Origin of the sequence: Sphingopyxis granuli NBRC 100800, assembly GCF_001591045.1 — a bacterium.
Lineage (GTDB): Bacteria > Pseudomonadota > Alphaproteobacteria > Sphingomonadales > Sphingomonadaceae > Sphingopyxis > Sphingopyxis granuli.
Window position 1 is genome coordinate 1 of sequence record NZ_BCUA01000110.1, and the last position, 9,819, is coordinate 9,819.

The window sequence follows — 9,819 nt, forward strand, 5'->3', positions numbered from 1 at the left end:
AGATTTAATGCTCGATGCTCTAAGCCTGCGGGGCTTGTGATGGAAACCGGTGTCCCCGCGAAGGCGGGGACCCAGAGTGTGACAAAAGAGGCAGCGCCGATACGCACTGGGCTCCCGCCTTCGCGCGAGCACCCGGCTTTCAGGGCATAAGCTGCACGCTGAACCCTGCCGTCAGCAGGATGGCGCCTCCAGCCGCGCGACGAAGAAGCCGTCGAGCCCGCCGCGGTCGGCGAGCATCGTCGGCAATGTGCGGACGAAGCCCGACGCGTCGGGTTCGACGCCCGCCGGCAGTTCATCGGCCGTCGCGGGCAGGACGACCCATCCCGGATGCTCGTCCAGAAAAGCGGCGATCCGCTCTTCGCCCTCGGCGCGTTCGAGCGAGCAGGTGGCATAGACGAGCCGCCCGCCGGGCTTGACCCACGCCGCGGCGCGGTCGAGCAGGTCGGCCTGCAGCGCCGCCATTTCGGCGATCTGCGCCGCCTCGACGCGGTGGAGCACGTCGGGGTGGCGCCGGAAGATGCCGGTTGCCGAGCAGGGGGCGTCGAGCAGCACAGCATCGGCGGGCTCGTCGGGTTGCCAGCGCCGGATGTCGCCCTGCACCACCTCGGCCTGCAAATTCGTCCGCGCGAGATTGGCCCGCAGCCGTTCGAGCCGCTTCGCGCTGGCATCGACCGCCACGACCTGCCACCCGGCGGCGGCGAACTGCATCGTCTTGCCGCCCGGCGCGGCACACAGGTCGAGCACGCTTCGCCCTTCGCCGCGGCCGAGCAGCCGTGCCGGGATCGACGCCGCCAGATCCTGCACCCACCAACCGCCTTCGCGATAGCCGGCGATCTCCTCGATCGCGCCGCCGCGCGGCAGGCGGCGATGCAGCGGCGCCAGCGCCAACGCCTCGGGCAGCGGTTCGGGCGGCTCGGCGGCGAAGCTCAGGTCGACGGGCGGCGGCGCGCTCCACGCGGCGGCGGCGGCCTCGACCATGTCCGACCCCCATTGCTCGGCCCAGCGCGCGGCGGTAGCGGCGGGCAGGGCGGCATGGTCGGGCAGTTCCCATGCCTCTTTCTGCGCGCGCGACAACAGGGCGTGGACCAGCCGCCGGGGCCCGCCCGCGACGAGCGGCAGCGCCGTCGCCACCACCGCATGGGCGGGGCTGCGCAGCACGAGCAACTGGGCCAGCGCGATCCGCAGCACCGCGCGCGCCTTAACGTCCTCAGGCAGCGGCTGTTCGGTGGCTCCGTCGATCAGCGCGTCGATGGCGGTCAGCCAGCGCAGCGCTTCCGACACGATCGCGATCGCAAAGGCGCGGTCGGGCGGCGTCAGGCCCTGTGTCGCGGCATGGGCGGCAAGATCGAGCGGCTCGCCGCGTCGCAGCACGGCGTCGAGCAGCCGCAGGGCCGCGCGGCGCGGCGCGGTGCCCGGCGGATCGCCCGCATCGGCACGGCCCCGCCTGCGCTTGCGGGCATCAGCCACGGCGCGCTCCTTCCGTGCCATCGCGCTTGGCGGCGGCGCCAAGGCGGCCTATGGGATCGGCATGACCGATAGAGCGAAACAGGACATCATCGGCGGGACGCCGCGCGCGACCCGGCGGCCGCCCCATGTCAAGGCGCCGGCAGGCTGGACCGCCACGCCGGTTCCGGCCCCTGCAGCCGCCGCACCCGCCCCGGCGGAAAGCCAGCCGGGCGGCCGCGACCCGGTGCGCTATGGCGACTGGGAATATAAGGGACTGGCGATCGACTTCTGACGCGGGGGGAGCGGTGCCTGTCAAAAGGGATTCATCCGCGCGTTGACCCCCGACCGGTCGACGAACTGGTGCTTGAGCGCCGCCAGGACATGGACGATCACCAGCGCCAGCATCGTCAGGCCCAGCATCTCGTGCCGTTCGTGCATCGTGTCGGCGAGCGCCTTGCCCGGCGCGGCGATCGGGGGAAGGGTGAACAGGCCGAAGAAATCGATCGGCCGATCCGCCGCCGACATCCAGACCCAGCCCGACAGCGGCAACAGGATCAGTAGCGCATAGAAAAGGAAATGGACGATCCGGCTGAGCGGGCGCTGCCATGCCGGAACGCTTGCCGGAAGCGGCGGCGGCCGGTGTCCGAGCCGCCACGCGATCCGGATCAGGGTCAGCGCCAGCACCGTGACGCCCAGCGCCTTGTGGATCGCCATCGCTTCGCGGTGGGTTTCGCGCGGCAGGCCCTCGGTCAGCATCGCAAGGCCGATGTTGACGATGACCGCGGCGCCGATCAGCCAATGAAGCCAGATGGCCACCTTCGTGTAACGCGGGCTCGCGGTGGTTCCCGCCGTCGCGTCGGTGGCCATGGCTCGTTCTCCCTCAGGCGGTCGTCGGGGCGACCGTCACCGCCGGCATCTTGCCGGCCTTCACCTGTTCCGCAAAGATCTCGCGCATCAGCTGCAGCGAGAAGAGATGCGCGAAGATCAGCGCGAGGATGCCGTTCTGCATCATCTTGCGCAGCACATCGCCGCGCAGTTCGCGCAGCTTCGTTTCGTCGACCATCTTGAAGCCGCGATAGACGAAGGGCTGTTCATAGCCGTCGGCCTGGATGCTGACTTCGCCGTCCATCAGCAGGTCCGCCTTCTGCAGTTCCTCGACGAACTGGCCGGTGCGCTGGCCCGCTTCCTCGAAATTCTTGCAGAATTCGAGGATATTGTTGACCGCGTCCGACGGCTTGCCGTCGACGAACAGCACATCGCCCTCGTCGAACTTGCCGATCGCGCCCGAGGTCGGATCGAAGCAGAGCGAAAGCTCGTCGGTGTCGGGGCGCAGGCGGGCGAGCATGAAGGGATAACGGCGGATATAGGCCGGGACATAGACCGGATTGATCAGCTTGCCCTCTTCGCTGACGAAGGTGTTGATGCCCTCGTTGAGGCCCATCAGCGCGAGCGGAACCGGATTGTCGCCGGCCGAGAAGACGATCGGATAGTGGCGCGACGCGGAAACGAACTCGTCGGAGGTCAGCGGCACGGCGTGCTGGTTGATCAGGAAATCGGCGCTGTCGAGCGGGCGCGCATGGAAATCGGCGTGGTCGACGCTCGAAAGCGGCACCAGATCCTTGTAGAAGAGGGGCAGATTGGAAGCGGTCGGCGCCGTGGCCATCATGATTCTCCGAAACAGGTTTCCGCGTGGCGGAAGAAAGCGGTTTTCGCGCCTTATTGGGCCGCGCCGCGCCGCGCAAGAGGCCGATTGCCGCCGACGCGCGGTTTATGCGTCAGACGAGCTTGCCCGGATTGAGGATGGCGAGCGGATCGAGTCCCGCCTTGACCCCGCGCAGCGCGGCGAGCCGCGCCGGACTGTCGAGCTCGGCCAGGATAGCGCGCTTCGCCTGTCCGATGCCGTGTTCGGCAGAGATCGAGCCGCCCAGTTCGACGACATGGCGATAGACCAGCCGGCTGGCCGCCTCGCCATGTTCGGCGATCCAGGCCCTGCCGTCGCAGCCCGCCGGCGGCTGGACATGGTGATGGACGTTGCCGTCGCCGAGATGGCCGAACGACAGCGCGCGCGCGCCGGGAAAGGCGGCGGACAGGCGCGCCGGATTGTCGGCGATGAAGGTCGGCATCAGGTCGACCGGCACGCTGATGTCGTGCTGGAGCGCGGGCCCCTCGGCGCGCTCCGCCTCCGAGATCGAATCGCGCAGGCGCCAGAAATCCTCGCTCTCGCGCTCGTTCTTGGCGATCGCGACATCGCGGACGAGCCCTTCGTCCAATGCCGGCGCCAGTTCGGCGAGCAGCGCCGCGTCGAGCGCTTCGGCATCGTCGCCCGCGAGTTCGATCAGCGCATACCAGGGGCAGGGCGCGGCGAGTGGCGCGCGCGTCTGCGGAATATGGCGCAGCACCGCGTCGAGGCACGTGTGCGGGACGATCTCGAACCCTTCGAGGGCGTCGCCCAGCGCCGCGTCGAGCCGCCGCAGCAGGACGAGTGCCTGGTCGGGCGATTCGAGCCCGATCCACGCGGTGGCGCGCGCGGCCGCGACGGGAACGAGGCGCAGGCAGGCCGCCGTCACGATTCCCAGCGTGCCCTCGGCGCCGCACAGCAGGTGGCGCAGGTCGTAACCGCGGTTGTCCTTCTTCAGCGGCGCCAGGCCGTCGAAGATGCTGCCGTCGGGCAGCACCGCCTCGATTCCCGCGACCAGCGCGCGCATCGTGCCGTGGCGCAGCACCTGCGTGCCGCCGGCGTTGGTCGAGACGAGTCCTCCGATCGTCGCCGACCCCTTGCCGCCGAGGGTCAGCGGAAAGCGCAGCCCGTGGGCGAGCACGGCATTGTGGAAATTCTCGAGCACCACGCCGGCCTCGACGACCGCCAGCCGTGCCGCCGCGTCGATGGCGCGGATGCGGTCGAGCCGCCGGGTGCTGAGCAGCAGCTGCGTGCCGGTCGCGTCGGGAGTTGCGCCGCCGACCATGCCGCTGTTGCCGCCTTGCGGCACGATCGCGGCACCGGCCTCGCCGCACAGCCGCACCGCCGCCGCCACCTCTTCGGTCGTGGCGGGCGACAGCATCGCCGCCGCGGCGCCGTGATATTTGCCGCGCCAGTCGGTCAGCCACGGCGCGAGAACCTCGGGATCGGTCATGAAGCCCTTGGGGCCCAGCAGCGCGGCGAGATCGGCAAGGAGCGAGGGAGAGGGTGGGCGTGTCATCGGGTCCCGGTCCGGCTTGCTGCCGCACCCGCCCGCGCACGATTCCGCCTCGGGGCTCGACAGCAATTCATTTGATGTTCAATCATGGCGGTTAAAGGTGCAATGAACGATCGGCGGGGCGTCGTCCAGCTTGGGCGTACGGGAGGCACTGGTGAGAATTATTCTGGGTCAGCACGGGGCAGGAGCGGTCGCAAGGCCGTGCTGACGTCCGCTGCCCTGCTGATGGCCGCCGCGGCGCCGGCGGCCAATGCCGCCAACGCTCCCACGGCCGCGCCGCCCGAGCCGCTGATGTTGATGGTGCCGCCGCCCGCCGAACCGCCCGCCGCGCCCTATTGGCAGGTGGTCATCGAGCAGGAACTGATCATCCGCGTGCCCGCTCGCCGCAGCCCGATCAACAATTTCGCCGCGGGCCCGATGCCGCAGCGATCGCCCCGCCCGACGACGATCGTGTGGAAGGAAAAGAAGGCGCCGAAATGCATTCCGATGCGGAACATCATGGGGATGCAGGCGGTCCAGCGTGACAGCATCGACCTGATCACACGCCAGAACCAACTCTTGCGCGCGCAGCTCAACCGCGGCTGCCGGGCGCTCGATTTCTATGCCGGCTTCTACATGCAGGGGAACAAGGACGGAAAGCTGTGCGAGGATCGCGACCAGATCCACGCCCGGACCGGCGCCAAGTGCGAGATCGACAAATTCCGGCTGCTCGTGCCCGTCCCGCGCGAGGAGGATTGATCGCGCCCGTCCCGCCGCATGGCTTTTTAACGGCATTCCTTGACTTTTCCCGACCTTTTGCCCAATGGCCGCGGCAGCGACGGCGGGCGTGGGCGCCGCGCTCGAACCTATCCGGACAGTTGACCTTTATGAAATTTGCCGACCTCGGCCTCTCCGATGAACTTTTGCGCGCTGTCACCGAAGCGGGCTATGACGAACCGACACCGATTCAGGCGGGAGCGATCCCGTCGGTCCTGATGATGCGCGACATGATCGGCATCGCCCAGACGGGGACCGGCAAGACCGCCTCTTTCGTGCTGCCGATGATCGACATCCTCGCGCAGGGCCGTGCCCGCGCGCTGATGCCGCGCTCGCTGATCCTCGAACCGACGCGCGAGCTTGCCGCGCAGGTGGCCGAGAATTTCGAGAATTACGGCCGGTATCACAAGCTTTCGATGGCGCTGCTGATCGGCGGCGTGCAGATGGGCGATCAGATCAAGGCGCTCGAAAGGGGCGTCGACGTGCTGATCGCGACGCCGGGCCGCCTGATGGACCTGTTCGAGCGCGGCAAGATCCTGCTCACCGGCTGCAACATGCTCGTTATCGACGAGGCGGACCGGATGCTCGACATGGGCTTCATCCCCGACATCGAGAATATCTGCACCAAGCTGCCGACGAATCGCCAGACCCTGCTCTTCTCCGCGACGATGCCGCCGCCGATCAAGAAGCTTGCCGACAAATTCCTGTCGAATCCCAAGACGATCGAGGTGGCGCGGCCCGCGAGCACCAACGTGAACATCGCCCAGTTCCTCGTCAAGACCAGCGAACGCGCCAAGCGCGATACGCTGCGCGACCTGATCGAGGAAGAGGGCGTCGCCACCGCGATCATCTTCTGCAACCGCAAGACGACGGTGCGCGAGCTCGCCAAGTCGCTGAAGCGGCACCGCTATCGCGCGGGCGAGATTCACGGCGACATGGATCAGTCGAGCCGCATCGCCGAACTCGACCGTTTCAAGAACGGCGACATCAACATCCTCGTCGCGTCGGACGTCGCGGCGCGCGGGCTCGACGTCAAGGGCGTCAGCCACGTCTTCAACTTCGACGCGCCCTGGCATCCCGACGATTATGTCCATCGCATCGGCCGCACCGGCCGCGCCGGGGCGAAAGGCCGTGCCTTCACGCTGGTGACGCCGTCGGACGACGAGGCGATCGACAATATCCAGAAGCTGACCGGCTCGAAGATCGCGATCCTCGGACGCCCCGAAAGCGCCGGCGAGCGCAAGGAAGAAACGCAGCCCGCGCGCGACGGCAAAAGACGTGAAGAGGGGCGCCGTGAAGAAGGGCACCGCGAAGAGGAGCGCAAACCCCGGGCAAAGCGCGGCGAGGCGCAACCCAGAAACGGCGACGGCCATGCCGCAAAGAAGGACGCAGGTCGAAAGCCCGCTCCCGCGGCGACTCGTCGCGACGACGATGGTCCCGACGACGGCTGGAACGGCCCGATGCCGGACTTCCTCTCGGTCGGCTTCGGCACCTGACGCCTGATCGTCTTGGCTTGCAAAGCCGTGTGCTCCCGCGCAGGCGGGAGCCCAGAGCGGGAAAGTCAAGGTCGGCGCCGGCACGCTCTGGGCCCCCGCCTGCGCGGGGATGCGGCACGGTTCATCCGGACATGATGGCGCTGGATTGACCCACTTCCGTCATTTGCGGGGAACCGCAGGCGACGAAGCAATCCCAGCCATCATCCCACCTTGCCGGAAACGTCATCAGAGGCGGACGAGCATCTTTCCGATATTGGCGCCGGCGAAGAGGCCGAGGAAGGCTTCGGGTGCCGACTCGATGCCGTCGCGCACGGTCTCGCGCATCGTCACCGCACCGCTCGCGATCAGGTTGCCCATGTCGGCATAGAATTCTTCCATGCAATCGAAGAACTGGTCGGTGTAGATGAAGCCTTCCATGCGGATGCGCGCGGGGATGGCGCGGATCAGATATTTCATCTCCTGCGGATGCCCGTCGTTATAGACGTCGATCATCCCGCAGATGGCGAAGCGGGCGAAATCGTTGGCGGTCGCGAAAGCGGCGTCGAGATGGTCGCCGCCGACATTGTCGAAATAGACGTCGATCCCCGGCTTGCCGAGCGATTCGAGCGCCCCCGCCAGCCCGTCCAGCACCGGCCCGGCCTTGTAATCGACGGCGGCATCGGCGCCGAGTTCGCGGACCCAGGCGCATTTTTCCGCGCCGCCCGCGGCGCCGATCACCGTCATTTCGCGCGCCTTGGCGATCTGCACCACCGCCGATCCCACCGCGCCCGCCGCGGCGGACACGAAAACGGTATCGCCGGCCTTCGCCGCCGCGACGCGCAGCAGGCCGATCCACGCGGTGCCGCCGGTCAGGCCCATGTTGTGCAGGAAGGTCTGCGGCGCCATCCCCGCCGCTAGCGCCTCGGCAGGCAGCTTGAACGGCGCCATGTCGAGGCCGATGACGCCGCCGTCGCGCCAGCCGCCCATGTGCAGGATCAGGTCGCCGGGCGCGAAGCCCTCCATCCGGCTTTCGACGACCTCGCCGATCGCGCCGCCGGTCATCGGCTGGTCGATCTGGAAGCTCGCGGTATAGCTTTTCGCGTCGTTCATCCGCCCGCGCATATAAGGGTCGACCGACAGCCACAGGTTGCGGACGCGCAGCTGATTCTCCTGCAAGGGATCGTCGGGCAGGTTGCGCAGTGCGAAATGCTCCATCGTCGGCAAAGCGGAGGGGCGGCGGGTCAGATGCCATGCCTTGGCCATTCGATATCTCCCCAATTTTCGCGTTTCGCGAAAGATCGTCAGAAAAGCCGTTGCCAGTGTCAAGCAGGCTCGTTAAGAGCCGCCCGGTCGCGGGGCCGTAGCTCAGATGGGAGAGCGCTGCAATCGCACTGCAGAGGTCAGGGGTTCGATTCCCCTCGGCTCCACCAGCGACCCTTTTCCCTTATCCGTGGTCGGATTCGTCATAGGCGGCGATCGCCGTGAAGATTCGCGCGAGCTGTTCGCGCTCGTCGGCATCGATATCGGGCCGCCAGACCTCGAACAGCAGCACCGTGCGGTCGCTCGTGCCGCGATTCCACGCCTCATGCTCGAAACTGTCGTCGAAGATCAGCAGTTCGCCTTCGCGCCATGCGCGCGTTTCGGCGCCGACCCGAATCGCGCAATCTTCCGGCACGATCAGCGGCAGGTGGCAGATCAGCCGTGTGTTGAGCAGCCCGTGATGCGGCTGGATATGCGTGCCGGGGGTGAGGCGGGAGAAGAGGGCGATCGGCGCGCGTTCCGGAATGACCGGTTGCGGCGCCGCTTCGAGCGCCGCCAGCGTCCGCGGGCACAGCAGGTCCATGCCGTCGACGATCCGGCCGCTCTGCCACAGCCAGGCCGCGCCCCAGTCGGGTTTGTCGAGCAGCGGATTGTTCGGCGGCGGTCGGTCGGGATGCGCGGTCACATAGGGCGCGAAGCGGTCGCCGGCATCGGCGATGAGCGCTTCCAGCTCGCCGCGAATCGCCGCCGTTTCGGCCTCGATCGCAGGCACCCAGTCGAATTCCTCGCGATCGAAGAAGGCCCGCTGCGCCAGGCCGGGAAAATAGAACATCGCTGGTTGCTGGAGGTAGAGCGCATGCTCGCCCGTCAGCAGGCGCAGCGCTTCGGCTACCCGCGGCGGCGCGCTGGCGGCCGAAATCCCCGCATCGCGCAACTCGGTCGCCAGATGTGCCGCGAGCACCTTTTCGCTCTCGGCGATGAATTCCTGACCGCGGATCAGGCCGGCGTGCAGCGAGGACGGCACGTTGGGCATGATCGCCGCCGTGCTCAGCGCCAGCCGGTAGAAACTGCATGCGGCACGTGAGTCGTCGCGCCGCCGCTTGGCCTCCGCCATGGCGAGCAAAGCCAGGATATTGCCCCGGTCGGCGCGGATCGCGCCTTCGAGCGCCGCCATCTCGCCGGCATCGTCGCCGCGCTGAAACGCCGCGCGCGCCTGTCCCATCCAGTCCCCACCCTGCGTCATGACCCCGGCATAGCGCGGCATGGCGTGTTTGCAACAAGGCTGGTGGAGCGATGACGGCGGCCGCGCGTCGCTTCGGAGAATGCCGGTCGTTCGGCCGGCATCAGGGCTTTCCTACATCATCCGGCCGTGCCAGCCCGATTCTCCGGCTCTTTCCATTGTCCGTTCGCCCACATGTCGTCGGCTGCCGGCGCTCTCCTCAGCGTGTGATGACATCGACTGGAATCGTCATTGCGAGCGGCGAAGCCGCGCGCTCATGTAAACCGCTCTGGATTGCTTCGCTTCGCTCGCAATGACGAAGTGTCGATCCAATATCATCATGCTCTATGGTCTGTAGGGATCTGGCGTTCTGCGCGCTGTCTCATCCGTTCGTCATGCTGAACTCGTTTCAGCATCCATGGCCGGACCTCTCCTTTTGCGCCGCCTTTCAGGTGAGGGCAGACCATGG

At 67.7% G+C, this 9,819-nt stretch carries 9 protein-coding genes and 1 tRNA gene; 4 read left to right on the top strand and 6 right to left on the bottom strand.

Features of this window, described 5'->3' with window-relative positions; all coding sequences use genetic code 11:
• Positions 1–171: 171 nt before the first annotated feature.
• Positions 172–1,488 (bottom strand): RsmB/NOP family class I SAM-dependent RNA methyltransferase, encoded by a 1,317-nt coding sequence (locus SGR02S_RS17545; RefSeq protein WP_067113011.1) that lies wholly within the window; start codon positions 1,486–1,488, stop codon positions 172–174.
• 40 nt (positions 1,489–1,528) lie between these two features.
• Between SGR02S_RS17545 and SGR02S_RS17550 the strand changes: the two genes are divergently transcribed.
• Complete coding sequence (locus tag SGR02S_RS17550; RefSeq protein ID WP_067113012.1) at positions 1,529–1,738, top strand: DUF1674 domain-containing protein; 210 nt, start codon at positions 1,529–1,531, stop codon at positions 1,736–1,738.
• Between the two features lie 20 nt (positions 1,739–1,758).
• Here the strand turns inward: SGR02S_RS17550 and SGR02S_RS17555 are convergent, their stop codons facing one another.
• From SGR02S_RS17555 to SGR02S_RS17565, 3 genes are all read right to left on the bottom strand, one after another.
• Positions 1,759–2,313 carry a cytochrome b gene (locus tag SGR02S_RS17555; protein ID WP_067113015.1) on the bottom strand — a complete coding sequence of 185 codons (555 nt, stop codon included), beginning with the start codon at positions 2,311–2,313 and terminating at the stop codon, positions 1,759–1,761.
• A gap of 13 nt (positions 2,314–2,326) precedes the next feature.
• Complete coding sequence (locus SGR02S_RS17560) at positions 2,327–3,109, bottom strand: SapC family protein (RefSeq protein WP_067113017.1); 783 nt, start codon at positions 3,107–3,109, stop codon at positions 2,327–2,329.
• Positions 3,110–3,221: 112 nt separating this feature from the next.
• A complete protein-coding gene (locus tag SGR02S_RS17565) occupies positions 3,222–4,643 on the bottom strand; it encodes an FAD-binding oxidoreductase (protein WP_067113022.1) in 1,422 nt (473 codons plus the stop codon).
• A 198-nt stretch (positions 4,644–4,841) separates the two neighbouring features.
• On the opposite strand from SGR02S_RS17565, the gene SGR02S_RS17570 reads away from it, so the two are divergent.
• Positions 4,842–5,378 carry a hypothetical protein gene (locus tag SGR02S_RS17570; RefSeq protein ID WP_156483122.1) on the top strand — a complete coding sequence of 179 codons (537 nt, stop codon included), beginning with the start codon at positions 4,842–4,844 and terminating at the stop codon, positions 5,376–5,378.
• A gap of 128 nt (positions 5,379–5,506) precedes the next feature.
• Positions 5,507–6,892, top strand: a complete 1,386-nt coding sequence (locus tag SGR02S_RS17575) for a DEAD/DEAH box helicase (RefSeq protein WP_067113020.1) — start codon at positions 5,507–5,509, stop codon at positions 6,890–6,892.
• A gap of 225 nt (positions 6,893–7,117) precedes the next feature.
• On the opposite strand, the gene SGR02S_RS17580 is transcribed toward SGR02S_RS17575, so the two are convergent.
• Positions 7,118–8,134: an NADP-dependent oxidoreductase gene (locus SGR02S_RS17580; protein ID WP_082797218.1), complete on the bottom strand. Its 1,017-nt coding sequence runs from the start codon at positions 8,132–8,134 to the stop codon at positions 7,118–7,120.
• 91 nt (positions 8,135–8,225) lie between these two features.
• On the opposite strand from SGR02S_RS17580, the gene SGR02S_RS17585 reads away from it, so the two are divergent.
• Positions 8,226–8,301, top strand: a tRNA-Ala gene (locus SGR02S_RS17585).
• A 14-nt stretch (positions 8,302–8,315) separates the two neighbouring features.
• Here SGR02S_RS17585 and SGR02S_RS17590 read toward each other — a convergent pair.
• Positions 8,316–9,374 carry an aspartyl/asparaginyl beta-hydroxylase domain-containing protein gene (locus tag SGR02S_RS17590; protein ID WP_067113028.1) on the bottom strand — a complete coding sequence of 353 codons (1,059 nt, stop codon included), beginning with the start codon at positions 9,372–9,374 and terminating at the stop codon, positions 8,316–8,318.
• Between the last annotated feature and the right edge of the window lie 445 nt (positions 9,375–9,819).

Excerpts from the sequence above, each read along its gene's own strand:
- SGR02S_RS17545 (WP_067113011.1), bottom strand. The coding sequence starts at position 1,488 with ATGGCACGGAAGGAGCGCGCCGTGGCTGATGCCCGCAAGCGCAGGCGG.
- SGR02S_RS17550 (WP_067113012.1), top strand. The coding sequence starts at position 1,529 with ATGACCGATAGAGCGAAACAGGACATCATCGGCGGGACGCCGCGCGCG.
- SGR02S_RS17555 (WP_067113015.1), bottom strand. The coding sequence starts at position 2,313 with ATGGCCACCGACGCGACGGCGGGAACCACCGCGAGCCCGCGTTACACG.
- SGR02S_RS17560 (WP_067113017.1), bottom strand. The coding sequence starts at position 3,109 with ATGGCCACGGCGCCGACCGCTTCCAATCTGCCCCTCTTCTACAAGGAT.
- SGR02S_RS17565 (WP_067113022.1), bottom strand. The coding sequence starts at position 4,643 with ATGACACGCCCACCCTCTCCCTCGCTCCTTGCCGATCTCGCCGCGCTG.
- SGR02S_RS17575 (WP_067113020.1), top strand. The coding sequence starts at position 5,507 with ATGAAATTTGCCGACCTCGGCCTCTCCGATGAACTTTTGCGCGCTGTC.
- SGR02S_RS17580 (WP_082797218.1), bottom strand. The coding sequence starts at position 8,134 with ATGGCCAAGGCATGGCATCTGACCCGCCGCCCCTCCGCTTTGCCGACG.
- SGR02S_RS17590 (WP_067113028.1), bottom strand. The coding sequence starts at position 9,374 with ATGACGCAGGGTGGGGACTGGATGGGACAGGCGCGCGCGGCGTTTCAG.